At 64.8% G+C, this 23,895-nt stretch carries 24 protein-coding genes and 1 pseudogene; 16 read left to right on the plus strand and 9 right to left on the minus strand.

Annotated elements, in window-relative coordinates; translation table 11 throughout:
- The first annotated feature begins 18 nt into the window (after positions 1 to 18).
- The 5 genes from RFM52_RS03345 to RFM52_RS03365 are packed head-to-tail and all read left to right on the plus strand — an operon-like array spanning position 19 to position 5,337.
- Positions 19 to 1,173, plus strand: a complete 1,155-nt coding sequence (locus RFM52_RS03345) for an ABC transporter substrate-binding protein (protein ID WP_320295129.1) — start codon at positions 19 to 21, stop codon at positions 1,171 to 1,173.
- A gap of 15 nt (positions 1,174 to 1,188) precedes the next feature.
- Positions 1,189 to 1,893 (plus strand): ABC transporter ATP-binding protein, encoded by a 705-nt coding sequence (locus RFM52_RS03350; RefSeq protein ID WP_320295130.1) that lies wholly within the window; start codon positions 1,189 to 1,191, stop codon positions 1,891 to 1,893.
- A 6-nt stretch (positions 1,894 to 1,899) separates the two neighbouring features.
- Positions 1,900 to 2,799 carry a branched-chain amino acid ABC transporter permease gene (locus RFM52_RS03355; RefSeq protein ID WP_320295131.1) on the plus strand — a complete coding sequence of 300 codons (900 nt, stop codon included), beginning with the start codon at positions 1,900 to 1,902 and terminating at the stop codon, positions 2,797 to 2,799.
- A 16-nt stretch (positions 2,800 to 2,815) separates the two neighbouring features.
- On the plus strand, positions 2,816 to 3,913 hold the full coding sequence (locus tag RFM52_RS03360; protein ID WP_320295132.1) for a branched-chain amino acid ABC transporter permease: 1,098 nt from the start codon (positions 2,816 to 2,818) through the stop codon (positions 3,911 to 3,913).
- 29 nt (positions 3,914 to 3,942) lie between these two features.
- Positions 3,943 to 5,337: a glutamine synthetase family protein gene (locus RFM52_RS03365; protein WP_320295133.1), complete on the plus strand. Its 1,395-nt coding sequence runs from the start codon at positions 3,943 to 3,945 to the stop codon at positions 5,335 to 5,337.
- Between the two features lie 91 nt (positions 5,338 to 5,428).
- On the opposite strand, the gene RFM52_RS03370 is transcribed toward RFM52_RS03365, so the two are convergent.
- Positions 5,429 to 5,689 carry a hypothetical protein gene (locus RFM52_RS03370; RefSeq protein ID WP_320295573.1) on the minus strand — a complete coding sequence of 87 codons (261 nt, stop codon included), beginning with the start codon at positions 5,687 to 5,689 and terminating at the stop codon, positions 5,429 to 5,431.
- Here RFM52_RS03370 and RFM52_RS03375 point away from each other — a divergent pair.
- Both RFM52_RS03375 and RFM52_RS03380 read left to right on the plus strand, forming a co-directional pair.
- Positions 5,628 to 6,288 (plus strand): annotated as a pseudogene (locus RFM52_RS03375) (AzlC family ABC transporter permease). The gene RFM52_RS03370 and the pseudogene RFM52_RS03375 sit on opposite strands and share 62 nt — an antisense overlap.
- Entirely contained in the window at positions 6,285 to 6,581 is a 297-nt protein-coding gene (locus RFM52_RS03380; protein WP_320295134.1) for an AzlD family protein, read from the plus strand. The pseudogene RFM52_RS03375 and the gene RFM52_RS03380 overlap by 4 nt, the downstream one beginning before the upstream one ends.
- A 95-nt stretch (positions 6,582 to 6,676) precedes the next feature.
- Here the strand turns inward: RFM52_RS03380 and RFM52_RS03385 are convergent, their stop codons facing one another.
- From RFM52_RS03385 to RFM52_RS03395, 3 genes are all read right to left on the minus strand, one after another.
- Positions 6,677 to 8,521, minus strand: a complete 1,845-nt coding sequence (locus RFM52_RS03385) for an aminopeptidase P family protein (RefSeq protein ID WP_320295135.1) — start codon at positions 8,519 to 8,521, stop codon at positions 6,677 to 6,679.
- A gap of 100 nt (positions 8,522 to 8,621) precedes the next feature.
- Positions 8,622 to 9,494, minus strand: coding sequence for a 50S ribosomal protein L11 methyltransferase (locus RFM52_RS03390; RefSeq protein ID WP_320295136.1), 873 nt, complete (start codon positions 9,492 to 9,494; stop codon positions 8,622 to 8,624).
- 79 nt (positions 9,495 to 9,573) lie between these two features.
- Positions 9,574 to 10,158: an SCO family protein gene (locus RFM52_RS03395; RefSeq protein WP_320295137.1), complete on the minus strand. Its 585-nt coding sequence runs from the start codon at positions 10,156 to 10,158 to the stop codon at positions 9,574 to 9,576.
- A 197-nt stretch (positions 10,159 to 10,355) separates the two neighbouring features.
- Between RFM52_RS03395 and RFM52_RS03400 the strand changes: the two genes are divergently transcribed.
- The 4 genes from RFM52_RS03400 to RFM52_RS03415 all read left to right on the plus strand — a co-directional run bounded on the left by RFM52_RS03400 (position 10,356) and on the right by RFM52_RS03415 (position 12,896).
- Positions 10,356 to 10,862, plus strand: a complete 507-nt coding sequence (locus RFM52_RS03400; protein WP_320295138.1) for a cytochrome b — start codon at positions 10,356 to 10,358, stop codon at positions 10,860 to 10,862.
- 140 nt (positions 10,863 to 11,002) lie between these two features.
- Complete coding sequence (locus tag RFM52_RS03405) at positions 11,003 to 11,431, plus strand: CreA family protein (protein WP_112100036.1); 429 nt, start codon at positions 11,003 to 11,005, stop codon at positions 11,429 to 11,431.
- Positions 11,432 to 11,492: 61 nt separating this feature from the next.
- On the plus strand, positions 11,493 to 12,134 hold the full coding sequence (locus RFM52_RS03410; RefSeq protein ID WP_320295139.1) for a DapH/DapD/GlmU-related protein: 642 nt from the start codon (positions 11,493 to 11,495) through the stop codon (positions 12,132 to 12,134).
- 330 nt (positions 12,135 to 12,464) lie between these two features.
- The gene (locus RFM52_RS03415; RefSeq protein WP_320295140.1) at positions 12,465 to 12,896 is read left to right on the plus strand and encodes a low affinity iron permease family protein; all 432 of its coding nucleotides are present in this window, start codon (positions 12,465 to 12,467) and stop codon (positions 12,894 to 12,896) included.
- 92 nt (positions 12,897 to 12,988) lie between these two features.
- Here RFM52_RS03415 and RFM52_RS03420 read toward each other — a convergent pair whose 3' ends face one another.
- On the minus strand, positions 12,989 to 13,855 hold the full coding sequence (locus tag RFM52_RS03420; protein WP_320295141.1) for an SDR family NAD(P)-dependent oxidoreductase: 867 nt from the start codon (positions 13,853 to 13,855) through the stop codon (positions 12,989 to 12,991).
- Positions 13,856 to 14,074: 219 nt separating this feature from the next.
- Here RFM52_RS03420 and RFM52_RS03425 point away from each other — a divergent pair, with 219 nt between their 5' ends.
- Entirely contained in the window at positions 14,075 to 14,356 is a 282-nt protein-coding gene (locus tag RFM52_RS03425; protein ID WP_320295142.1) for a hypothetical protein, read from the plus strand.
- A gap of 4 nt (positions 14,357 to 14,360) precedes the next feature.
- Here the strand turns inward: RFM52_RS03425 and RFM52_RS03430 are convergent, their stop codons facing one another.
- The gene (locus RFM52_RS03430; protein ID WP_320295143.1) at positions 14,361 to 14,936 is read right to left on the minus strand and encodes a TMEM175 family protein; all 576 of its coding nucleotides are present in this window, start codon (positions 14,934 to 14,936) and stop codon (positions 14,361 to 14,363) included.
- Here RFM52_RS03430 and RFM52_RS03435 point away from each other — a divergent pair.
- Positions 14,935 to 16,284 (plus strand): MFS transporter, encoded by a 1,350-nt coding sequence (locus tag RFM52_RS03435; RefSeq protein ID WP_320295551.1) that lies wholly within the window; start codon positions 14,935 to 14,937, stop codon positions 16,282 to 16,284. The two genes, RFM52_RS03430 and RFM52_RS03435, sit on opposite strands and share 2 nt — an antisense overlap.
- Before the next feature lie 6 nt (positions 16,285 to 16,290).
- Here the strand turns inward: RFM52_RS03435 and RFM52_RS03440 are convergent, their stop codons facing one another.
- From RFM52_RS03440 to RFM52_RS03450, 3 genes are all read right to left on the minus strand, one after another.
- Positions 16,291 to 17,757 (minus strand): MATE family efflux transporter, encoded by a 1,467-nt coding sequence (locus RFM52_RS03440; RefSeq protein WP_320295144.1) that lies wholly within the window; start codon positions 17,755 to 17,757, stop codon positions 16,291 to 16,293.
- A gap of 107 nt (positions 17,758 to 17,864) precedes the next feature.
- Positions 17,865 to 19,346, minus strand: coding sequence for an esterase-like activity of phytase family protein (locus tag RFM52_RS03445; protein ID WP_320295145.1), 1,482 nt, complete (start codon positions 19,344 to 19,346; stop codon positions 17,865 to 17,867).
- 275 nt (positions 19,347 to 19,621) lie between these two features.
- Entirely contained in the window at positions 19,622 to 20,647 is a 1,026-nt protein-coding gene (locus RFM52_RS03450) for a LacI family DNA-binding transcriptional regulator (protein ID WP_320295146.1), read from the minus strand.
- A 196-nt stretch (positions 20,648 to 20,843) separates the two neighbouring features.
- On the opposite strand from RFM52_RS03450, the gene RFM52_RS03455 reads away from it, so the two are divergent.
- The 3 genes from RFM52_RS03455 (at position 20,844) to RFM52_RS03465 (ending at position 23,889) form a co-directional block, all read left to right on the plus strand.
- A complete protein-coding gene (locus tag RFM52_RS03455; protein ID WP_320295147.1) occupies positions 20,844 to 21,875 on the plus strand; it encodes a Gfo/Idh/MocA family protein in 1,032 nt (343 codons plus the stop codon).
- A complete protein-coding gene (locus RFM52_RS03460) occupies positions 21,875 to 22,780 on the plus strand; it encodes a sugar phosphate isomerase/epimerase family protein (RefSeq protein ID WP_320295552.1) in 906 nt (301 codons plus the stop codon). Before RFM52_RS03455 ends, RFM52_RS03460 begins: the two co-directional genes overlap by 1 nt.
- A 101-nt stretch (positions 22,781 to 22,881) precedes the next feature.
- The gene (locus tag RFM52_RS03465; protein ID WP_320295148.1) at positions 22,882 to 23,889 is read left to right on the plus strand and encodes a substrate-binding domain-containing protein; all 1,008 of its coding nucleotides are present in this window, start codon (positions 22,882 to 22,884) and stop codon (positions 23,887 to 23,889) included.
- The last annotated feature ends 6 nt before the right edge of the window (positions 23,890 to 23,895 follow it).

The raw sequence follows: 23,895 nt of genomic DNA on the forward strand, positions 1-23,895 counted from the left end.
AGAGGAAGGAGGGGTAGAATGGAAAAGATTTTACTGGGAGCCGCGGTGCTGACCGCCGGCCTGCTGCAGGCAGGGCATGCGGGTGCGGCTGACCTGAAGATCGGGCTTGCCGTCGCCATGACCGGCGCCTACGCGCCCTACAGCGAAGCCGAGGGCGCGCGCTGCATGGCCGACAGGCTGAACAAGGCGGCGGGCGCGAACGATCCCAAGGTCGAGCTGATGATCGAGGACAACCGCTCTGACCCGCAGCTTTCGGTCTCGCTCGGCCAGAAATTCCTCGATGCCGGCGCGCAGATCATCACCGGCGTGCCGTTCCCGGACGCGCTGATCCCGATGGCACAGACCGCGCAGCCTTACGGCGCCACGGTGTTCTCGGCGCCGAACACGCAGCTCGAAATGCAGCAGGCAGGTCTCGACAACTTCATCGCCGGCGCCGTGCCCGATCCGATCAATGCCTCGGCCACCGCCAACGCGCTCTACGGCAAGGGCGCGCGCACCGTGGCGCTGATGGTGTCGCCCGATGCCGGTTCCTATTCGGAAAAGCTGCCTGAGTGGTTCGGCGAGGTGTTCGAGCATCTCGGCGGCAAGGTGGTCGGCAAGTTCAACTATTCCTACGGCACCACCGACTGGTCGCCGCAGATCGCCTCGATCAAGGCGTTGCCGCAGAAGCCGGATGCGATCCATATCTGCGCCGTGCTGCCCGATGTCGGCATCCTGATCCGCCAGCTGCGCGCCAACGGCTATGACGGCTGGGTGGCCGGCTGCGACGCCTTCGACGACAAGTCGCTGGAAGGCACGGTCGGCGATCCGAAGTCGCTGGAAAAGGTGATGTTCGCGACGCACGGCGCGACCGGCGTCGACGGCCCGATCGACAAGTTCCTCGCCCAGTGCAAGGCCGACGGCTACAAGATCAACGGCATCTTCGACGCGCTCGGCGCCGACATGGTGCAGATAAGCTACGAAGCGGCCGAGAAAGCCGGCACCGTCGACCCCGCAGCCTTGCGCGAGGCGATCCGCGCGCCGGGCGGCTATCCGGGCACCACGGCGCCGACGATCTCCTTTGCCGAGAAGAAGGGCTATCCGGTGAAGGCCGTGCCGGTGATGGGCTTTGCCGACGGCAAGCGGGTGCTGATTACCGACACGCCGCCGACCTTCGTTCCGGCGCTGAACTAGGGCGGGCCGGAGCACGTGTTGAAGGTCGAGAAGCTTGTCGTGCGCTATGGCGCCGTCACGGCGGTGCGCGAGCTGTCGCTCGAGGTCGGGCAGGGCGAGCTTGTCGCCCTGCTCGGGCCCAACGGCGCCGGCAAGAGCTCGACCATCAATGCGCTGACCGGCCTGGTAACGCCCGCTTCGGGGCGCATAGTCCTTGACGGCAAGGACATCTCGCATGTCCGCACCGAGGATCGCATCCGAGCCGGGCTGACCTCGACGCCTGAAGGCCGGCACATCTTCTCCAACCTGAGCGTCGGCGAGAACCTGCGGCTGGGGGCCGCGACAAGGCGCGACCCCGCCGGTGTGCGCCAGGACATCGAGCGGTTCCTGGCGCTGTTTCCGGTTCTGTCCGAACGCTACGGCCAGGCGGCCGGCACGCTTTCGGGTGGCGAGCAGCAGATGCTGGCGATCGCCCGCTCATTGATGTCGCGGCCGAAGCTGTTGCTGCTCGACGAGCCGTCGCTTGGACTGGCCCCGAAGATCGTGGCGCGCATCTTCGATTTCATCGGCGAGCTCAAGGCGCAAGGGCTGACGCTGCTGGTGGTCGAGCAGAACGCCAAGCAGGCGCTGCGCTTCGCCGACCGCGTCTATGTCGTGAGCTCGGGAACGCTGCGCTATGACGGACCGCCGGCCAAGCTCGCCGACGAGCACGGCCTGTTCAACCTCTATCTCGGCGGGTAGGCGGCGATGGACTACGCTCTGCAGCAGCTTCTCAACGCGCTCGCCTTCGGCGCGGAATATTCGCTGGTGGCGCTCGGGCTCGCCGTCGTCTTCTCGATCATGGGGCTGGTCAATTTCGCCCATGGCGAGATCATCGGCGTCTCGGCCTACAGCGTGTTCCTGGCAGCCGCACTCGGGCTGACTTCGCCCTTCGTCGCGGTGCTGCTTGCCGTCGTCATGGCGGCGCTGGCGGCGGTCGTGTTCGAGCGCGTCGCCTTCCGGCCGGTGCGCTACGCGCCGACCACGACCGGGCTGCTCACCGCCTTCGGCGTGTCGATCGTGGTGCAGAACCTTTTCATGCTTCTGATCTCGCCCAAGCCGCAGTCGGTTTCGATCCTCAACGGGTTGAACCAGATGTGGTTCTTCGGCCCCTTCGCCGTCTCCTCGCTGCAGGTGATGGAACTGATCGTCTCGGGCCTGACCATCCTTGCGCTGGTGCTCTTCCTCAACCGCTCGACGCTCGGCCTCGCCATCCGCGCCGCCTCGCGCGACTTCGCAACGGTGCGGCTGATGGGGATCAAGGCGAACCGCGTCATTGCCACGGCCTTCGCGATTTCAGGCGCGCTGGCGGGCATTGCCGCCGTCTTCATCCTGGCGCGGCGCGGCAGCGTCTCGCCGGACCTTGGCTTCGGCCTGGTGCTGAAGGCTTTCGTCGCCTGCGTCATCGGCGGCTTCGGCTCGCTGCCTGGCGCGGCTGTCGGCGGCATGCTGCTCGGCTTCATCGAAGTCGGCCTGCTCGTCGCGCTGCCGCAGGAATATGCGGGCTTCAGGGACGCGCTTACTTACGCGATCATCGTCGCTTTGCTCGTCTACCGCCCGGAAGGCCTGCTCGGTCAGCGCATCGAACTCGGCGACAAGGAAATCTGAAGTGGGGAGATCTGACGTGGCAGGCTCCGAACTCTCGCAAGCGGTCGACCAGATGGCGGCTCCGACTGGCGCAACGCGATCCGGCAACGCGCTGGTCCGCTCGCTGATCGGCGGGCTGGTGACGGCGCTGCCGGTGCTGGTGATCGGGCTCCTGGTGCTGAACTTCGCGCCGACCTACTACACCTTCCTGGCGCTCGGCGCCTTCGTGAACCTGATCGTCGTGGTCGGGCTGCAAGTGTTCATGGGCAATTCCAACATCGCCAATCTCGGCCACAGCGCCTTTGTCGGGCTCGGCGCCTATGGCGTCGCCATCCTGTCGACGCCGCTCGCCATGAAGAAGCTGTCGATCCCCAACGCGCCCTTCGGCTTTGCGACGCTGGAGCTCGATCCGGTTTCGTCGGCGTTCATCGCACTCTTCGTCGTCGGCGTCGTGGCGCTGGTCAGCGGCAAGGTGATCAGCCGGCTGTCGGGAGTCGCGGCGACCATCGTCAGCCTGGCGCTGCTGATCATCGTCCACTCGGTGTTCCTCAACTGGACCGATCTGTTCAAGGGCAACCAGGCTTTCTTCGGTATTCCCAAAGTGGTCGGCCTGCCGTGGATGCTGGTCTTCGCGGTGGTGGCGATCGTGGCGGCGCGTCTGTTCAAGGACAGCCGCTGGGGTTTGCAGTTGCGCGCCAGCGCGCAGAGTCCGCAGGCGGCGGCAGCGCTTGGGATAGACGCCAAGAAGCTGCGGCTGATGTCGTGGGTCCTGTCGGCGCTGATCTGCGGCCTCGCCGGCGTGCTCTACGCCTATTTCGCCGGCACGATCAGCCCCAAGCTTTTCTATTTCCAGATGATCTTCAACACACTGGCGATGCTGATCCTCGGCGGCATGGCGACGGTGACGGGAGCCGTGACCGGCGTCATCGTGCTTTCGATCGGGCTGGAATTCATCCGCAGCATCGAGTCCGGCGTGACGATCGCCGGCATCCAACTGCCGCAGCTGCTCGGCCTGTCGGGCGTGGCGCTCGGCGTGGTCATCGTGCTTTGCATGGCGTTCCGGCCTAGCGGCATCAGCGGCCGGCATGAGCTCGATGAGCTCCTGTCGCTTCTGTTGCGGCGCAACGCCAAATAGCTCAGTCATTTCCTGGTGGAGGGTTGAACGTGGAATTTGAGGAGAGGGTGGCGGCGTATGCGCCGAAGCTCGAAGCGCTGCAGGCCGAGCTTGCATCGCGCGGCGTCGAGTTCGTCGAGGTGCATACGGTCGACACGTCGGGCGTGGTGCGCTCCAAGATCGCGCCGCTGAAGCTTTCCACCCATGGCGAATCGATCAACGCCATCCTCTATTGCGTCACGCATGGCGACGGCCAGCCGATGGGCGACGTCGCCTTCGCCTCGCCGAGCGCCAATGAGGAGAACGGCTTTCCCAACATCAAGGGCATCATCGATCCCGACACTGTGGTGCAGCATGGCTGGAAGCCTAAATTCGCTTCCGCCATCACGCGCTCCTACATGCTCGACGGCGCGGTCTGCCCGTACGATCCGCGCAACGTCCTCGCCCGAGTTGAGGAGCGTGCCAGGGCGCTCGGCTACGAGCCGAAATTCGCGCTCGAATACGAGTTCGGTATTTTCCACGCCGACCATGATCTGATGCGCGCCGGCCGCTATCGCGAGCTCAAACCCTGGGGGCATTCGCTGATCAACTACGACCTGGTGCGCAGTGGCGAATACCAGGACTTCGCTGCCGAGTTCATCACGCGCATGAAGAGCATCGATATCGGCGTCGCCTCGCTCGTCACCGAATATGGCTACGGCATGTATGAGTACGCGCTGACGCCGAAGAGCGCGCTGGCCGCCGCGGACGCGGCGATGCGGGCCAAGCTGCATCTGCGCGAGCTGTGCGCCGAGCGCGGGCTGGTCGCCACCTTCATGACGCGCTTCCAGCCGCCGGGCAAGGAAAGCGCCTGTGGTGCGCATCACCATGTCAGCCTGTGGCGGGACGGCAAGCCTGCCTTCGCGGCCGGACCGAACCGCCTGACGCCGGTTGCCGAAAAATTCCTCGCCGGCGTGCTCAACCGCATGCAGGAGACGCACATCTTCTTCCGGCCGACGGTCAATTCATACCGCCGCTTCGACCGCGGCGCGTGGTCGCCGGAAGACGTCGCCTGGGGGTTCGAGAACCGCACGGCGCCGATCCGCGCCATCACCACGCCGAACGACGCCGCCTGCCGGTTCGAGCACCGAGCGCCCGGCGCCGACGTCAATCCCTATCTGTCGATCGCCGCGATCCTAGCGGCGGGCTGCGAAGGCATCGAGAAGGACCTGCCGCTCGAGCCGCCGGTGACGACCAACCTTGCCAATCTCGACAAGCCGAAGCTGCCGCGCACGCTGAACGCATCCATCGAAGCTTTCGCCGCGTCCGATTTCTGCGCCGAGGCTTTCGGCGAAGCCTTCCGCGACAATTACGCCGAGAGCCGCCGCGCCGAGCAGGCGGCCTTCGACGCCTGGCAGGCCTCGCACATCACCGACTTCGAGTGGCAGCGCTATTTCGTCAGTTGAGCCGACAAAGCTTCGGCGCTTCACAACCCGGCGATCAGTTCCGCTGATCGCTGGGTCAAGCGAATTGGTGTGACATTGAAGGCGACGCTCCCTAAATGAGGCCGCACTTAAAGCGCGTCGCGTTGAACGGATTCAGGCGACGCGCTTTAAGTCTTTGTTTTGATGCATGTCGTTGTCCCAGAACCGCTGCCCAGTTCTGGGCGACATGCATTAGGAGCGGCTTGATGACAGCGGAAGCAATCTCTGAGAGCACGGCAGGCGGCGATTTCTGGGACGGCGTGCGATTGTCGATGCCGGTGGTCGTCGCCTCGGCGCCATTCGCGATCCTGTTCGGCGCGATCGCCGTCGACAATGGTTTCTCGGTGCTCGAAGCTTTCCTGATGAGCGCCACGATCTATGGCGGCGCCAGCCAGATGGTCGGCATCGAGCTGTTCGGCCAGCACGTCGCGCCATGGCTGATCGTTCTCCATCTTCGCGGTGAATTTCCGCCATGTGCTTTATTCGGCCGGCATCGGCCGACGCATCGCGCATTGGCCCGTTTTGCAGCAGGCGCTCGGCTATTTCATCCTGACCGACCCGCAATTCGCCATCGCCGAGGCGAGGGCCGAGTCCGGCCGTCCGGTCGGTTTCGTCTGGTATCTGGGGCTCGGCCTGCCGGTCTATGTGTTCTGGACGATCGAAAGCGGCCTGGGCGCCGTGTTCGGCAAAATGATCCCGGACACCCATGCGCTGGGCATCGATTTCCTGCTGCCGATCTATTTCCTCGGCCTAGTGCTCGGCTTCCGCAAGCGGCCGCTCTGGGCGCCTGTCGTTGCCGCCAGCGCCGTCGCCTCGATCATCGCCTACAGAACCGTCGGCTCGCCCTGGCATGTCTCGATCGGCGCGATCGCCGGCGTGCTGCTGGCGGTGATCCTGCCGCCGCATCACAGCGGAATAGGTGAGCGGCCGTGAGCACGACGTTCTGGATCATCCTCGCCGGCGCCGTCGCCACCTATCTGACCCGGGTCGGCGGCCACCTCGTCATTTCGCGCTTCGACACCATCCATCCACGCGTCGAGGCGGGCTTGAACGCCGTGCCGGCCGCCGTGCTGACGACACTTGTCGCGCCGGAGCTCTTGCATGCCGGACCGGCGGAATGGGCAGCGCTGATCGCCACTGTGCTGGTATCGCTGCGCGGCGGCCTGATGGCGATGTTTTTGGCTGGCGCAGCGGTGCTGATCCTGGCGCGCCAGTTCGTCGGGTAGGAACTCTGCCGGCGCGATCGTTCGGATCGTAGGCGCTGCCCCTCATTGCCCTGCCGGGCGTTTCTCCCCGTAGAACGGGGAGAAAGTAGCTCATCTCAAATCTTCGCGTCGTGGGGCAGCGGCGCGGTGGCTTTTTCCAGCCAGGCCAGCGTTTCGCCGTCGACCATCGGGCCGATCTCGGCCAGCACCCAGGCGTGATAGCGGTCGAGCCATTGCAGCTCGTCGCGGTGCAGCAGGTCGCTGCGGATCAGCCGCTTGTCGATCGGCGCCAGCGTCAGCGTCTCGAAGCCGTGCATGGCGATGTCGCCGCCGTCGATCTGCTCGGCGGGCGTGACCAGGATCAGGTTCTCGATGCGGATGCCGTAGGCGCCTTCCTTGTAGTAGCCGGGCTCGTTGGACAGCATCATGCCGGCAAGCAGTTTTTCCGTGCCGGTGCGGGCGATGCGCTGTGGCCCTTCATGCACGGCAAGGTAGGAGCCGACACCGTGGCCGGTGCCATGAGCGAAGTCGCAGCCATGCTTCCACAGCGCCATGCGGGCGACGGCGTCGATCTCGGAGCCGCGCGTGCCGGCGGGGAAGCGCAGCGTCGAGATGCCGATCATGCCTTTCAGCACCAAAGTAAAACGCTCGCGCATCTCCTCGCTCGGCTGGCCGATAGGCACGGTGCGGGTGATGTCGGTGGTGCCGTCCTGATACTGACCGCCGGAATCGAGCAGGAACAGCTCGCCGCTCTCAAGCTTGCGGCTGGTGGCGCGCGAGACGCGGTAATGCATGATGGCGCCATTCGGGCCGGCGCCGGAGATCGTGTCGAAGGAGACGTCGCGCAGCGGCATCTGCGTTTCCTCGCCAGTCTGGCGGCGCACTTCCTCCAGCTTGGTGACGACGGCGATTTCGTCCAGCGAGCCAGGCTTCTGGCGATCCAGCCAGCAAAGCAGTTTCGCGACCGCGGCGCCGTCGCGGCGATGCGCGGCGCGGCTGCCGGCGATCTCGGCCTGGTTCTTGGTCGCGCGGGGAATACGCGCCGGATCGGCGGCCAGCACGACGGCGCCGCCATTGTCCTCGACCAGCATCCTCAGCTTGTCCGCCGCCAGCACCGGATCGAGCGCGATTTTCGCTCCATCCTTGGCGAGCTCGATGACCGCGGCTTCGAATTCGCCTGGGTCGTGCAGATCGGCAAGCTGGGTGAGATAGGCCGCGACCTGGCGCGGGAATTTGCGCTGGTCCATGAAGATCTGATGCTTGCCGTCGGCGGCGAGGATGGCGAAGCCCAGCGCCAGCGGCGTGTGCGGAACGTCGCCGCCACGGATGTTAAAGGCCCAGGCAATCGAGGAGGGATCGGTGAGCACCGCATGAGTGGCGCCGTCCTTCTCGATCGCGCCCGCCAGCCGCGCAAGCTTGTCCTTGGCAAGCTCGCCGGCAAGGTTTTGCGGGTGGATCTCGACGGGCGCGCGCGGCGGTTCCGGCTGGTCCTTCCAGATGATGTCGATGGGATTCCTGTCGAGCGGCGCCAGAGTCGCGCCGCATTGCTCGGCCGATGCCTTCAGCGCCTTGATCTCGCCGATCGTGTGCAGCCAGGGGTCGAAGCCCAGCCTCGCGCCCTTGCCGAGATTGTCCTTGACCCAGGCGGCCGGAGGATTGTCGATCAGGCTTTCGACGGTGAAGATCGAAAGGTCGACCTCATTGCGCACCTGCAGCGTATAGCGTCCGTCGACGAAGATGAAGGCGCGGTCGCGCAGGATGATGGCGACGCCGGCCGAACCGGAAAAGCCGGTCAGCCATTTCAGCCGCGCCGAGCGGTCGGCGACATATTCGCCCTGATGCTCGTCCGCGCGGGGGACGAGGAAGCCATCCAGGCCGTTCTCGGCCAGCCATTGCCGCAGCAGCGCCACGCGCGGTTTGCCGACGGCCGGATCACCAGCGGAATCAAAGGTCTGGAACATTTTTGGCACCTCCCTCGAGTGGCTTGCGGCGACCGTAGCGCATGATCTCGAAAACCGGAATCGATTTCGGCAGGGCCAGATCGGCTGGATAAAGTTCGCCTCAGCGCTTGAGATGAATGGTCACCCAGCCTTCGCGATGCAAGGTGCGGACGTGACGAAAACTCTGGCCGACATAGGCTGAGATCACCGCGTCGCGCTGCCGGTCGAGGATACCGGAGAGCACCAGCGAACCGCCGAGCCTGATATGGTTGGCCATCTGGGGCGCCAGCCGCATCAGCGGCCGGGCCAGGATGTTGGCGACGATGAGGTCGAAAGGCGCGCGCCTGGCGAAGATCGGGTGATGGAAGCCCGGCGCGGTCACCGTCTCGACCAGCGCCTTGACATGGTTGAGGCGGGCGTTGGCGGCGGCGACGCGGACGGCGACCGGATCGATGTCGGTCGCCAGCACCGGGATATGCGCGAGCTTGGCAAGCGCGATCGCAAGCACCGCGCTTCCCGTTCCGAGGTCGAGCGCGTTGCGCGGCCGCTCGCGCAGCACCACCTGCTCCAGCACTTCGAGGCAGCCGGCGGTGGTGCCGTGATGGCCGGTGCCGAAGGCAAGGCCCGCCTCGATCTCGATGGCGAGGTCGCCGCTGTGGCGTTTGGCCCGGTCATGCGAGCCGTGGACGAAAAAGCGGCCGGCGCGCACCGGCTTCAAGCCTTCCAGCGAGCGCGACACCCAGTCGACGTCGGGAAGGACCTCGCGCTCGACGGGCTTCGGCAGGCCGAGACCGGCGAGGATATCCCTGACCCGCGCTTCGACGGGATCGATGTCGCCATCTGCATAGAGCGACACTTCGTGGATGTCTTTTTCCTCGTCGACCTCCAGCACGGCGATCGGCAGGCCGTCATCCTCGAAAGCGGCGTCGAGGGCCGCGAAGATGCGGTCGGCGTCAATCTTGCCTGCGGTGAGATGGAGCCTGGTCTGGCCCATCAGAATGACTCTTGTTTGAACATGATCTTTTCCGAAAACCGGTTCCCACTTTTTGCGTTCGCTGACCTTCGGTTCGGGATCATGTTTGGCCACCGCCAGCCAGCCGTTTCAGCTTGGCGATGGCGGTGTCGGCGCTTTCGCCATAGGCGATGGTGCCGGCGAAATCGCCCTTGGCATTGAGCAGCAGCACCGAAGCCGTATGGTCCATCGTGTAGTCGCCGTCGCCGGTATCGACCTTCTTCCAGTAGATGCCGAAGGCCTTGGCCATGGCATGCACCTTGTCCGGATCGCCGGTGATGCCGGTGATGCGGTCGGAGAAGTTGCTGACATAGGTGTTCATCGTCTCCGGCGTGTCGCGCTCCGGATCGACGGTGACGAAATAGGCGTTGAGGTTCTTGCCGCTGTCGCCCATCGTCTTCAGCCAGCCGGCCAGCTCGAACAGGGTCGTCGGGCAGACTTCCGGGCAATGGGTGAAGCCGAAGAACACGACGCTCGGGTGGCCCCTGAAGGCCGCCTCGGTGATCGGCGCGCCTTTCTGGTCGACCAGGGTGAAGGGCGCACCGAAGGGTTCGCCGCCATAATGGCCCCGGTACCAGTCGAATGTAAGCCAGCCGATGCCCGCCGCCATCAGGACGAGAATGCCGACCAGGATTGAACGCATCATCAGTGAATGCCCATTGCGTTGGCTAGAAGCCAAGTTTCGGCGACAGTCTTAGCGGGTCGGCGCCGGGCACGCAAAGATGTCGCGTTGCCGCAATCGGACGGACAGGCCGATCCCGTGCCTGACCATTACCGATCCTTAATTTGACCGGTCTCGGCTCACAACTATCTTCCGTGAGACTTTCGTGGTGGAGCTCCCCGATGGCCGGCGCGCCAGTATCGTCCTATTCGAAGACCCAGGTCTGGCTGCATTGGAGCATCGCGGCGCTCATCCTGGTCCAGTTCGTCGCCCATGACGGCATGCAGCATGTGTGGCGCGCGCTGCGCCGCGGGCAGGAGGCCGCCGCCGGCGATTGGCCGCTGGCCTATATGCATGTCGTGCTCGGCCTCGCGGTGCTGGTGCTCGCCGCCTGGCGGCTGTGGCTGCGCTCGACACGCGGCGTCCCGCCGGTGTCGGGCATGGAACATCCGGCGCTGCAATTGCTCGCCAGGCTGACGCATCTGGCGTTCTACGCACTCATCTTCATCGTGCCGCTTTCCGGCGCGGCGGCATGGTTCCTGCGGGTGCCCGGCGCGGGCCTGGTGCATGGCATTGGCAAGAACATCCTGCTCTATGTGGTGCTGCTCCACATCGTCGGCGCACTCGTCCAGCACTTTGTGCTGAAGTCGAATGTGTTGCGGCAGATGCTGGCCTTCCGGCAGGCATAGCCTCTTCAGCGACGCCGGGCGGCTTGCAAAAGTCATTGTGCTGTCCCACCTGACACCGGCAAACGTGAACCGAGGAGGCTTCCTTGCGAAAACTGATCGGCTTGTTCGCCGCCTGTCTTGCCCTGAGCGCCGGCGCGGCCATGGCTGACGAAGTGGGTAAGGTCGGTGTCGACTGGGTCGGCAATGACATCATGATCGACGCCATCAAGGACCCGAAGGTCGACGGCGTCACCTGCCATGTCGCCTATTTCGACCGCAGCATCATCGACCGGCTGCACAAGGGCAACTGGTTCGAGGATCCTTCCGATTCCTCGATCTCCTGCCGCCAGACCGGGCCGATCACCATCGGCGACATCGACATGGGCGAGGGCGGCGAGGAGGTGTTCAAGCAGGGCCTCAGCCTGATCTGGAAGAAGCAGGTGGTGAACCGCATCTACGACAAGAAGAACGAGACGTTGATCTATCTGTCGCATTCGCGCCAGGTGCAGAACGGCTCGGCGAAGATGTCGGTCACGACCGTGCCGCTTTACGGCCAGAACGTGGTGTGGACCAAGGGCAAGCCGCAATAGCTTCCCGACAGGCCAGGCCGCCGCGCTTGCGGGACTGTCCCGGCCGGCGTAAAGCCGCTTCATGGACCGCCCTGAAAACCTCGTTCTCAAGGACCCCGAGCCGCGCATCCATCCGACCGCGGAGCTCAAAGGCTGCAAGCTCGGCCGCTATGCTTCCATCGGCGAGCGGGTGATCCTGCGCGAAGTGAGCGTCGGCGACTTTTCCTATTTCGAACGCCATTGCGAGGCGATCTACACAACGATCGGCAAGTTCTGCTCGATTGCCGCCAACAGCCGCATCAACGCGCTCGAGCATCCGATCGAGCGGCTGACGCAGCACAAGGTCAGCTACCGGCCAAACGAGTATTTCCGCTGGCTGGGCGTGGACACCGAATTCCGCGCACGGCGGCAGGCAAAATCGGTCAGCATCGGCCATGATGTCTGGATCGGCCACGGCGCGGTCATCATGCCGGGCGTCGCGATCGGCAACGGCGCCGTCATCGGCGCCAATGCCGTGGTGACGCATGACGTTGCGCCTTACATGATCGTCGCCGGCGTTCCGGCCAAGCCACTACGCCGGCGGTTCTCCGCCACCGTCGCGGCGCGCATCGAGGCGCTCGCCTGGTGGGACTGGACGCCCGAGAAACTGGCAAGCGCAATCCCCGACATGCAGGCCATGCCGATCGAGGCCTTCCTCGATCGTTGGGAAGAAAACAGCTTTTGAGGCGAACCACCGGCAGAACGCCGTCCAAATGCATGACGGCGCTGTCGAGATGTTGCCTTGCTCTCGGGGAATTGCCCCTTCCGCCATGCGGGGGTGGCGCAGCGGAAGGGGCTGGAGGTAAACCGCCGTGAAGCGGAAGGAACAGGCTTTCGGCCTGCAACCGCACTATGGCAAGCAACGGATAAGGTGTTTCTTCACACGCCTGCGCTTTCTGCGTGTATCCGATTGTGAGACGCGTGCATGCACGAAAATTCAATCCTTGGAACCGGACGCGGCGGCAGTTTGTTTCATAGCGAATCCTGCGCTTGCGCGGCTTGCCGAGGGAATTGCATGATCGAAAGACTCTTCACCAGCATAGCCAACCGGGTCGCGCATATGGCGGGCCTGCCGCCGACCTTTGCCGCCTGCGTGCTGATCGTGATCGCATGGGGGGCAAGCGGCCCGGTCTTCGGGTTCTCGGACACCTGGCAACTGGTCATCAATACCGGCACCACCATCATCACCTTCCTGATGGTGTTCCTGATCCAGAACACGCAGAATCGCGATGGCGCGGCGATCCAGGCCAAGCTGGACGAGCTGATCAGGGTCAGCCGCGCCCACAATCATTTCATCGGCATCGAGCACTTGACTGAATCGGAGGTCGAGGAAATCCGCGACAAATGCGAGCGCGCCGCAAAGCGGCATGATCGCAAGATCGCCGAGATGGCGGCCAAGAAGGCCGTGGCGGGCAAGACCGGCTCCAGGAAGAAGGCGGCCGCCTGAGGCGATGTAAGTATTTGCTTTTGCGCAATTTTGGACGGGAGGCTACGGCGAAGTCGCCGAGCCTAAACGCTATGCACTTTTCCTGGAATTGCTTAGCGGTTCATGAAGGCCGCGAACGCGTCCTTGTGATCGGGATGCCAGCGCGACAAGGCAGGGCGGTTCTCGATGATGTCGCCGATCGCCCAGGCCATGCGCTTTTCATCCGTCGGCCGCGCCACCTCGTTGTCGGGGCAGAGGATATAGAAGTCACCGTCCTTCAGCGATGCCAGCATGAAGTCGATCACCTGTTCGCCGGTCCATGCGCCGGTTGGCTTTTCCGTCGCGCCTTCGGTGAGGCCGGTATAGGTGAAGCCGGGGATCAGCAGATGCGCCGACACCTTGGCTCCCGGCTCGTTGCGCAGCGCGTGCGCCAGCCCCTCGGTAAAAGTCTTCACGCCGGCCTTGGATACGTTGTAGGCGAGGTTGCCGGGCGGCGTGGTGATGCCCTGCTTGGACCCGGTGTTGATGATCAGGCCCGGCTTGTCCGCCGCGAGCATGCGCGGCGCGAAGGCCTCGACGCCATGCACGACGCCCCAGAAATTAATATCCAGCAACCGCTTCCAGGCGTCGCGGTTCTCCCAGGGCTTGCCCGGATTGTTGCCGACGCCGGCATTGTTCATCAGCACCGACACCGCACCGAAAGCGCCGTTGGCGAGTTCGGCCAGCTGGTCGACTTCGTCGGCCTTGGACACGTCTGTCGGGATAGGCAGGACGGCATCGTCTCCGGCAATCGCCGCGACAGCTTCCTTCGCCTGGTCGAGGCGCACGCCGCCGATATCGGCCAGCACCACCTTCATGCCCATCGCCGCGAAGCGTTTTGCGGCGGCAAGGCCGATGCCGCTGGCGCTGCCGGTGATGACGGCGACATTGCCGGAAGCGAAAGCGGGCAGGGCGGTCTGGATCTGGGTGTCGCTGGTCATGATTTCCATCCTTGTTCGGGTCGGGCCGAACTTAACGCCGGGCGCCGCCGAGGCAAGGCCAACCAATCCCGACACTGACGGCGATAACCGCAACGGGTTGACGGCGATGGCCGCAACGGGTTGACGGCAATAACCGCAATGGGTTGACGGCGATGGCCGCAACGGGTTGACCATCGCTGCGCCTGCCGCGCATGCTGTTCAGAAAAAGGAGCTCGGCATTTGACCGATTGGATCGGAATCCTGAAGGAGCAGACCGTCAACGGCGACCAGATGGGCCGCGAGGTGCCGAAGATGCTCGCCAATCCCGACATCAGCGAGACGCAGGTGAAGACGCTGTTTGCGGCGCTGGAGAAGCAGGCGGATTTCGCCGAGAAGCTACGACTGGCGCTGGAGAAGTTCGGCCATGACTTTCCGATCATCAAGGCGGCCGAACGGCTGGAGGAGCGCTATGCCGACCTTGCCGCCTCGGCGGCGGAAAAGCTGAAAACAATGCGGAAGTAGGGTTCTATTTTTCGATCAGCCTCTCGAAGCGCTTGTCGGGCGCAAACCAGATGGCCGCTACAAGCACGTAGATCGCGACGCTGATCCACTGGTTGAAGAAGCTGAGCAGGACGGCGGTGGTGTAGAGTCCCAGGGAAATCTTGCCTTTGTTGTCGCGGCCCACCGCCTTGGCAAAGGTCGTGTCGGCGCCGTGCAGATGGCGCAGCTTGACGACCAGAATGGTATAGGCAACGGCACAAAGCACCAGGTCGATGCCGTAGACAGCGACCGGCACGGGCGCGAAGTGGTTCTCTCCCATGAACGCCGTGGTCACCGGCATCAGCGACAGCCAGAACAGAAGGTTGAGATTGGCCCATAGGACGCGCCCGTCGACGCGCTGCACCGCATGGAACATGTTGTGCAGATTGTTCCAGTAGATGCCGACATTGATGAAGGAGAGCACATAGCAGAAGAAGACCGGCCACAGCGGCAAAAGTGCTGAAAAATCCTCGCCATGCGGCACTTTCAGCTCCAGCACCATGATGGTGATGATGATGGCGACGACGCCATCGGTGAATGCCTCGACCCGTCCCTTGCCCATGATTCCTCCCCTCAGTGGCCGGCAGACGTTACGGGAGGATTCTGCGCAAGACCATACTGTCAGGATTGTCAGGAGGGCGTTCGCGGGGTGGAACAGCGCCATTATATGGGCGTTGGGCTTGCAACCTCCGGAGGTCGCGATGACCAGCTACGCTCAAACCATGACGCGTGACAATGAGCTTGGCGGCGGCGCCGCGAAAGCCGCCGTCGCCGCCATGATCGCCGCGCTCTTTGCCGGCAGCACCGCGCTGACGCCGCTTTACGTGATCTACAAGCAGGCCTTCGGCTTCTCGCAGATCATGCTGACGCTGGTCTATGCCGTCTACGTGGTCGGCAACCTGGCGGCGCTGCTGTTTTTCGGCCGCCTGTCGGATGCCGTCGGCCGCCGCCCCGCCGCGCTCGCCGCGATGGCGGTTGCGGTGGTCAGCGCGCTGTCTTTCCTGTTTGCTGAAAATCTCGCCTGGCTCGACGTCGCCCGCATCCTCAGCGGATTAGGCATCGGTGTCGGCGCAGGCGCCGGCACTGCCTGGTTGGCCGAACTGATCGAAGGCAAGGACAAGTCACGCGCCGCGGTCATCGCCACCAGCACCAACTTTGTCGGTCTCGGGGTCGGCGCGCTCGTGGCGGGGCTGCTCGCCCAATATGCGCCCTGGCCGCTCAGGTTGACATTCGCCGTTTATCTCGTCCTGCTCGTGCTGGTCACCTTGCTGATCTGGCGTACGCAGGAGACGGTCTCCGAGCCCGGGCGATTCTCCGACGTCTCGTTGCGGCCGCGGCTTTCGGTGCCCGACGATATCCGCGCGCAATTCGTGGCGCCGGCGGTGACCGGGTTCGGTGCCATGGCGCTGGTCGGCTTCTATGCGGCGCTGGCGCCGAGCATATTGGCGCAGCAGCTGCATGTGACCAGTCATGCCGAAGCCGGCGGGCTTTTCTTCGAGTTGTCGATCGTGGCGGCCGTCACCATCCTCGCCACCGCCAGGCTCTCCAGCCGCGCCACCATGCTCGCGGCGCTGGCGCTGATGATCCCCGCCGTGGCGCTGGTCGTGGCGGCGCAGGTCTACGCTTCGATGGCGCCGATGATCGCCGGGACGGCGCTCTGTGGCGTGGCGGCGGCTCTCGGCTATCGCGGGGGCTTGCAAGTGGTCAATCAGATCGCGCCCGCCGACCGTCGCGCCGAGGTGGTGTCGGCCTTCTTCATCTGCTGCTTCTGCGGCAACGCGCTGCCGGTGATCGGCATCGGCATTCTGTCCAGCATGGCGAGCGCCACCGCGGCAAGCCTGGCCTTTGCCGGCATGATCATCGTGTTCTCGCTGGTGGCGCTCGGCTTCGGCGCCAGATACGCGCGGTAGGTTTAACTATTCGGTCTCCGGCAAGAGTTGCGCACGCTGGCGGGGCACGCCGAGGCCGGTGTCGGGCGGCTCGCCGGCGGCCGGGCGGTCCTCGATCATGTGCATCGTGCGCCAGCGCCCGAAGCGATAATAGGCAGCGGCGAGCACGAGCGAGGCGATCGAGCCGGCCGGAAAGCTCCACCACAGCGCTTCCTGGCCGATGACGCTGCGCATGGAATAGGCAAAGCCGGTGCGGATGATCAACACCGAGATGATCAGGATGATCAGCGGCGGCATGACGGCGCCGGTGGCGCGCACCGTGGCGAAGAGCACGATGGTGACGCCGAACAGGATGAACGACCAGGATGCCACCTTGTTGATGTGGGCGGCGATGTCGATCGCCGCGCCGTCATTGCTGAGGAAGAGGCTGAGGACTGCGCGGTCGAAGGCGAAAAGCAGCGCAACCAGCGCGCCGGTCAGCACCAGGTTGAAGCCGACGCCGGATGCCGCGACCTTGCCGATGCGGTCCCAGCGCCCGGCGCCGACATTCTGTGCCGCCATCGAGGAGACGGCGGCGCCGATCGCCAGGGCCGGCATCTGGATATAGGTCCAGAGTTGGGCTGCGATGCCGTAAGCGGCGGCGACCTGGGATCCATAGGAATTGACGATGCCCATCACGGTCAGCGCCGCGGCCGAGATGACGATCATCTGCAGGCCCATCGGAATGCCCTTGGAGACGACGATGCGCAGCAGCGCCGGGTCCGGCCGAAGCAAGGCCAGATCGCTGCCCGCCAGCCTGAGCGGATGTTTGCGCACATAGAGCACGATGAGGATGGCGATGACGCTCACCGTCTGTCCTACAAGCGTCGACGTTGCCGAGCCGGCGATGCCGAGCTCGGGGAAGGGGCCGATGCCGCGGATCAGCAGCGGGTTGAGCACGACGTCAAGCACGACCGCCAGCGCCATGAAGACGAACGGCGTGCGCGAATCGCCGGCGCCGCGCAGCACGGTCATGACGAAGGACAAAAGGTTCATCATCGGCACGGCGACGAAGATGATGCGTAAGTAGGCGCGCGCCAGCGGCAAGGCATCCGCCGGCGTGCCGAGCCCGGTGAGGATTGCGTCGACCCAGACCCAGCCGCAGACGGCGAACACCACGGAAACCAGGAAGAAGAAGGTGGCGCTGGTGCCGACGATGCGCCTGGCCTCGGGCAGGTCGCGGGCGCCGACCGATTGCGCCACCAGGATGGTCGCCGCCATGCCGATGCCGAACACCGTGCCGAGGATCAGGAACAGCACCAGATTGGCGTTGGAGGTCGCCGTCAGCGCCGCCTCGCCGAGGAAACGGCCAACCCAGACCGCGTTAATCGAGCCGTTGAGCGACTGCAGCACGTTGGAGCCCAGCACCGGCAGCGCGAACAAAAGCAGCGTGCGCGGTATGGGGCCGCTGGTCAGGTCGGCGGTCCGCCGGCGGGTGGGCTTTTCGTCATCCATGGCAGCACCGAAAATGAATCAGGCCCGCGATGCTATCGCAGGCCTGATGCTGATGCATCCCTTCCGCGCTCGGTCATATGCCGCTCGGCATACGATCCGAAGCAGAACTAGTTCGCGGCGAGGCTGTTCCCAGACAGTCCAGGCAGCGTGACCTGATAGACGAGGAAGGTGGTGTCGACATCGGCGCCATCCTCGGCCTTGTACGAAGCGCCGACCTGGAAGCCGCCCTGGGTGAGGAAGTCGTTGTCGTTGGCGACGAACAGGAAATAGTCGTCGGGCAGCTTCGGATCGAGCACGGAGACCAGCGACATCGCCTCCCACTTCTCCGAGAGGTTGTTCTTGTCGTTCGGCGCGCCATTGTGCAGGCCGAAGCGGCCGAGCTCGCCCTTGTCGTTGATGTCGATGAACGAGGTGAGCTTGGCCGGCGTCACCGACGGGTCGAGCACGCCCTTGGACGCGACCGGCTTGTCGGCGGCGTCGAACGGGCCGTTGGCGATATCGGTCGCGGGGGAGAGGTCGACGATCTGGATCTTGCGATAGAGCGACTCGTCGCCCTTGAGGCCCTGGCCGTTGCCCGAGTCGCGCGTCAGCATCAGGAAGCTCTTGTCGGAGAGCGCGACGATCTCGCTCTGGGCGGCGATCTTGGTCTTGCCCTTGGCGTCCTTGAACATCGGCAGCGGAACGACATATTCGTGCGCCAGCTTGAGGTGGGCGAGGTCGGAAGCGTCATAGACCAGCGCGCGGGTGTTCTGGCGCGTCGAGCCGGAATCGCCGCCGTCCTGGCGGGCCGCCGACTGCAGCACGGCGATCAGGAACTTGCCGTCAGGCGTCATCGACATGCCTTCGAGACCCTGGTTGTTCTGGCGGCCGGTCTCGGGATCCTTCGGACTGGGCTCGGCTGCGCCCGGGCCGGGGTTGTCGGAGGCGAAGTTCGGCTTGCCGTGGCGCATCGGCACCAGGGCCGCGGGCGGCTGCGTCGCCGACATCAGGCGGCCTTCGGCCGAGAAGCGATAGATGTTGGGGCCATATTCGTCGGAGATGAACATCGTGCCGTCGGGCAGCCGCACGATCGCTTCGTCGTCCAGCGCCAGCTTGCCGTTTTCGGCCTGCGGCAGGATCGGCATGCCGCCGGCCGCTGCGCGCACGCCGTCGAGCGGATCAAGGCCGGTGGAATCAGTGCCCTTGTCGTCGGCCAAGAGCATCGTGTCGGCGAGCGTCGCCCTGACGCCGGTCTGTTCCTGTCCGGCGGCCGGCGCCGCGCCAGGAGCGGTCGGCGTCAGCTCGATCGCGATGGTGTTGACGCGAGCGCGATAATCGGTGGTGCCGACGACATTGTAGCCGCGATCCGGCAGCAGCCAGAGGGAACCCTTGTAGCCCGCGCCGTCGCGTGTCCAGCCCTTGGTGTCGATCGCCATGCCGGAACCCGAACCGAACGTCTCGCCGAACTTGTCCTTCTGGCTGGCCGGAATGCGACCGATGCCGACGAGCCCTTTGTTGACATAGGCGACGCCGTCGGCGAGCGCCGGGGTCAGCGTGGTAAACAGGGCGAGTGCCGCGCCAAGCGCGACGGTTCGGTTGAGACGTTTCATGGATATCCCCTTCGTGACGAGCAGATTGGAGCAGGCGTCGCATCAAAAGCCGCCAGCAGCTTCCGCCAAGCGGTCTAGGACGCCAACGTGATGGTTGCGTGACAGGAGGGCAGTTCTACCTTCTCCCCTTGTGGGAGAAGGTGGATCGGCGCGCAGCGCCGAGACGGATGAGGGGTGGTCCAGCGGAGTGAGACGCCGGCTTTCCCTGGAACACCCCTCATCCGACCGAGCTTCGCTCGGCCACCTTCTCCCACAAGGGGAGAAGGAAAGGCGCTTCAATCGCTCTCGCGCGCGATCAGCTCCAGCGGCCAGACTTCGCGTATGATGCGCGTGCCTTCGGGTCCGGCGAAGGCGGGAAGGGAGGCGAGCAGCATCTCGGCCAGCCGCCGGCCCATGGCCTCCAGTGCCGGACGGAAGGCGGTCAGCGTCGGCGAGAAGTAGCGGCAGAGCGGCGTGTCGACGATGACGATCACGGCCATGTCATGGCCCGGCCTGATGCCCATCTCGGCCAGCGCCTTGCAGCCGCCAAGCGCCATGGCGTCGTTGTTGAAGATGATGGCCGTCGGTGGGTCCTTGGAGCGCATGACTTGCGGCGTCACCTGGTAGCCGCCGGTCTCGTTGATGAAGCCGTCGGCGATCAGGTCGGGGTCGACCTCGATGCCGTGCCGCTTCAGCGCCTTGCGGTAGCCGTCGAGGAACAGGTAGCCGAAGTTGAGATCAAGCGAAGGGCGGATGGCGGCAATGCGGCGGTGGCCGCGCGCGACCAGCCGCTCGACGGCTTCATCACCCGCCCTCTCGAAATCGATATCGAGCGAAGGATAGGTGTCGCCGCCGGACCGACTTCGGCCAAGCGTGGCGAAGGGAAAGCCGGCCTTGCTGAGATAGTCGATCCGGTCGTCTTCCCTTCGCGTATTGGCCAACACGACCGCGTCGGCCCGGCGCGTCTCGACCACGCGGCGCAACCGCTCCTGCTGATATTGGCCGGGCTCTCCCATGACGACCATCAGATCGAGGTCATGCTCGGCGAGCTTCGCCTGCAGCCCGATCAGGAACGGGATGAAGAACGGCTCGCCATATTGTTGGTCGCCCGGATGCGGCTGCAGCATGAAGGCGATCGAGCGGGTGGCGCCTTGCCTGAGACTGCGGCCGGACTGGTTGGGTGAATAGTTCAGCTCTTTGGCCGCATCGAGCACGCGCCGGCGCGTATCGGCATTGACGTCGGCACGGCCGTTCAGCGCGCGCGACACGGTGCCGATCGAAATGTTCAGATGACGCGCAAGGTCGTGAATGCTGGACGCCAAGGCCGATTCTCCCCTGTCTTCGCTAGCACCGGCCGCCCTTCAGGCCAAGCAGTGGATGTCGATTTTCGCGAGCGGGTGATTGACATTCTGCGCCATCGGGTGTGTTCTCGTAAACGTTTACGGAAAAACGTTTACGGTCTCGCCGTGAATGCCGTGACGACCGGTCTGGAGGGACCGGGCGGAGGAGGAGCGCTGGATGATGAAGGTCGTCCTGGTCGGGTGCGGAGCCATGAGCAGGCAATGGCTCGATGCCGCGAGGCAGATCGACGGGCTTGCCATTGTCGGCCTTGTCGACCTCGATGCCGACCGGGCACAGGCAAGGGCGCGCGAATACGAGCTTTCCGGCGCGGTCATCGGCACCAGCATCGATGCCGTCCTCGATCAAACCAAACCTGACGCTGTGTTCGACGTCGTGGTTCCGGCAGCGCGCCGCGGGGTCGCGCTTTCTGCCTTTGCCCATCATTGCCATTTGCTCACGGAAAAGCCGCTGGCCGACAGCCCGGACAATGCGCGCGCCATCATCGCCGCGGCGCGGGCTGCCGGGCGCATCCATGCCGTGGTCCAGAACCGCCGCTACGTCGCCAATGTCCGGCGCATCCGGCGGTTCCTCGATTCCGGCGCGATCGGCGCGCCGACAAGCATCCACGCCGACTTCTTCGTCGCCCCGCATTTCGGCGGTTTTCGCGAGGAGATGGCGCATGTGCTGCTGCTCGACATGGCGATCCACACCTTCGATGCCGCCCGCTACATGGTGGCCGGCGAGCCTGCCGGCGTCTATTGCCAGGAATGGGAGCCGGTCAGTTCGTGGTACCGGCAGGGATCGTCGGCAAGTGCGGTCTTCGACTTCGGCGGCGGCAAGGTTTTTACCTATGCCGGCTCCTGGTGCGCAGACGGTTTCAGGACCAGTTGGGAAGGCAGCTGGCGCATCGTCGCCCAGCACGGCTCCCTGTTGTGGGATGGCCATGACGGGCTGAAGGCGGAAGTGGTTGCGTCCGGCCGCGACGGTATCATCGACAAGACCCGGCCGATCGAGGTGCCGCCGCTCGATCCCGCCGATCGCGTCGACGGCCATCTCGGCATCATCAAGGATTTCATGCACGCGATCGAGACCGGCACGGAACCGGAAACGCGCGGCACCGACAATATCCGCAGTCTGGCCATGGTGTTCGGCGCCATCGAGAGCGCCGAGACCGGGCGCCGCATCGCTATCGCACAGGAGCCACAATGATGCCGAACCCGCTTCTCGATATCAGGATCGGCACCATGGTGCGGGCCAATCTCGACGACCCGGCGGCCTATATCAGGCAGATCCTGCCGCTCGGTTTCGAGAGCATCCAGCCCTTCTTCTGGCAGACGCTGGGCGGTAAGGATTTGCCGCGGCTCGCCGGCCAAATAAGGGAGGCGATCGGCGACGCCGACGTCACCGTGTCCTCGATCGGCGTGTTCGGCAATCCGTTGGAGAGCGGCGAAGTCGATCGCGGCGTGCTCGCGGCCTGGGAGACCGTCATCGACCATGCGCATCTGTTCGGCGCTTCGATAGTCAGCGGCTTCACCGGCCGCCTGCGCGGCAAGAAGCTGACCGATAGCCTGCCCCGCTTCCGCGAGGTCTGGGGGCCGCTGGCCAAACGCGCCGCCGACAAGGGCGTGCGCATTGCCTTCGAGAACTGCGCCATGGACGGCAACTGGGCGAGCGGCGACTGGAACATCGCGCACAACCCGGACGCCTGGGAACTGATGTTCAACGAATTGCCCAACGACAATCTCGGGCTCGAATGGGAGCCCTGCCACCAGCTCGTCTACCTGATCGACCCGATGCCGCAGATCCGCAAATGGGCGCCGCGCATCTTCCACGTCCACGGCAAGGACGCGACGGTGCGCTGGGACGTGATCCGCCAGCATGGCGTGTTCGGGCGCCTGCCTTTCGTGCAGATGCGCACGCCGGGCTTCGGCGACAGCGACTGGACGCGGGTGATCAGCGAGTTGCGGCTAGCCGGTTACAAGGGCGCCATCGACATCGAGGGCTGGCACGACCCTGTCTATCGCGGCGACCTCGAGATCACCGGCCAGGTCCGTGGCCTGGAGTATCTGAAGCAATGCCGGGGAGGGAAGAGCTACCTGCCCAATCCAACTTGAGTACTGGCCGACTTGAGTGCCGGCCGGCGGGAGGAGCCGGCCGATCCAAAATCATTGTCGTAAACCCTTGATCGTGAGGGAACCAAAAGGGAGGAACGTGCATGAGCATGACGACCAGAAGGACTGTTCTGCGCTCGACCGTCGTGGCGGCCGCCACGGCGCTCTGCGCCTCGATCTCCACCTTGCCGGCGCAGGCGCTCGACGCGCAATGGTGCAAGGACGTGCACATCCGCTTCTTCGTCGGTGGCGCCGAGGGCGACGCCTTCGGCACCATCGTCTATAATGGCGCCAAGCAGGCGGCGGCCGATCTCGGGCCGAAGGTCGACTACATCTTTTCCGGTTGGGATGTCGAAAAGATGGTGCAGCAATTGCGCGAGGCGGTCGCCGTCAAGCCCCAGGGCATCGCCATGATGGGCCATCCGGGCGACGCGGCGATCATGCCGCTGGCCGAACAGGCGCATAAGGACGGCATCAAGATGATGTACCAGAACGTTCCGGTGCCGACCGTGGTGGCGGCGTTCGGCGGCGGTTATGTCGGCGCGCAACAGGAGCAGCAGGGGCGCGCGCTCGGCGCCGAGGCGTTCAAGCTGGCCGGGCTGAAGGCTGGCGACAAGGCGATCATGATCGGCCCGTTCGAGAATGAGAGCCGCGGTGCGCGCGAGCGTGGGACGGTCGCCGCGCTGAAGGAGGCCGGCGTCGATGTCGTTCAGATCAATTCGCAAACCGAATGGGCAGCCGATCCCAATCTCGCGATCCCGCCGATCACTGCCGCGCTCCTCAACAATCCCGGCGTCAAGGCGGTCGGCTATCCCGGCGGACAGATGCTCGGCAATGTCGCCACCTATATGCAGGCGGCGGGAAGGAAGCCCGGCGACATCTTCAATTTCGGCTTCGACACCAGCCCGCAGATCGTCGAGGCCTTCAAGGGCGGCTGGGTGCAGCTGACGGCCGACCAGCAGCCGTTCATGCAGGGCTATCTGCCGATCCTCAGTCTCTGCCAGCAGGTGGTGCTCGGTCTTGCCCCCATGAATGTCGACACCGGCGCCGGCTTCGTGACGCCGCAGAACTACGAGATCGTCTCAGAGCTCGCCAAGCAGGCGCTGCGCTGACCTCCC

The organism is Mesorhizobium humile (assembly GCF_033977215.1).
Lineage (GTDB): Bacteria > Pseudomonadota > Alphaproteobacteria > Rhizobiales > Rhizobiaceae > Mesorhizobium > Mesorhizobium humile.

What these genes read in the sequence shown, in the direction of transcription:
- RFM52_RS03345 (WP_320295129.1), top strand. Translation starts at nt 19, where the DNA reads ATGGAAAAGATTTTACTGGGAGCCGCGGTGCTGACCGCCGGCCTGCTG.
- RFM52_RS03355 (WP_320295131.1), top strand. Translation starts at nt 1,900, where the DNA reads ATGGACTACGCTCTGCAGCAGCTTCTCAACGCGCTCGCCTTCGGCGCG.
- RFM52_RS03385 (WP_320295135.1), bottom strand. Translation starts at nt 8,521, where the DNA reads ATGTTCCAGACCTTTGATTCCGCTGGTGATCCGGCCGTCGGCAAACCG.
- RFM52_RS03390 (WP_320295136.1), bottom strand. Translation starts at nt 9,494, where the DNA reads ATGGGCCAGACCAGGCTCCATCTCACCGCAGGCAAGATTGACGCCGAC.
- RFM52_RS03395 (WP_320295137.1), bottom strand. Translation starts at nt 10,158, where the DNA reads ATGATGCGTTCAATCCTGGTCGGCATTCTCGTCCTGATGGCGGCGGGC.
- RFM52_RS03400 (WP_320295138.1), top strand. Translation starts at nt 10,356, where the DNA reads ATGGCCGGCGCGCCAGTATCGTCCTATTCGAAGACCCAGGTCTGGCTG.
- RFM52_RS03405 (WP_112100036.1), top strand. Translation starts at nt 11,003, where the DNA reads ATGGCTGACGAAGTGGGTAAGGTCGGTGTCGACTGGGTCGGCAATGAC.
- RFM52_RS03410 (WP_320295139.1), top strand. Translation starts at nt 11,493, where the DNA reads ATGGACCGCCCTGAAAACCTCGTTCTCAAGGACCCCGAGCCGCGCATC.
- RFM52_RS03415 (WP_320295140.1), top strand. Translation starts at nt 12,465, where the DNA reads ATGATCGAAAGACTCTTCACCAGCATAGCCAACCGGGTCGCGCATATG.
- RFM52_RS03420 (WP_320295141.1), bottom strand. Translation starts at nt 13,855, where the DNA reads ATGACCAGCGACACCCAGATCCAGACCGCCCTGCCCGCTTTCGCTTCC.
- RFM52_RS03435 (WP_320295551.1), top strand. Translation starts at nt 14,935, where the DNA reads ATGATTCCTCCCCTCAGTGGCCGGCAGACGTTACGGGAGGATTCTGCG.
- RFM52_RS03430 (WP_320295143.1), bottom strand. Translation starts at nt 14,936, where the DNA reads ATGGGCAAGGGACGGGTCGAGGCATTCACCGATGGCGTCGTCGCCATC.
- RFM52_RS03440 (WP_320295144.1), bottom strand. Translation starts at nt 17,757, where the DNA reads ATGGATGACGAAAAGCCCACCCGCCGGCGGACCGCCGACCTGACCAGC.
- RFM52_RS03445 (WP_320295145.1), bottom strand. Translation starts at nt 19,346, where the DNA reads ATGAAACGTCTCAACCGAACCGTCGCGCTTGGCGCGGCACTCGCCCTG.
- RFM52_RS03455 (WP_320295147.1), top strand. Translation starts at nt 20,844, where the DNA reads ATGATGAAGGTCGTCCTGGTCGGGTGCGGAGCCATGAGCAGGCAATGG.
- RFM52_RS03460 (WP_320295552.1), top strand. Translation starts at nt 21,875, where the DNA reads ATGCCGAACCCGCTTCTCGATATCAGGATCGGCACCATGGTGCGGGCC.
- RFM52_RS03465 (WP_320295148.1), top strand. Translation starts at nt 22,882, where the DNA reads ATGAGCATGACGACCAGAAGGACTGTTCTGCGCTCGACCGTCGTGGCG.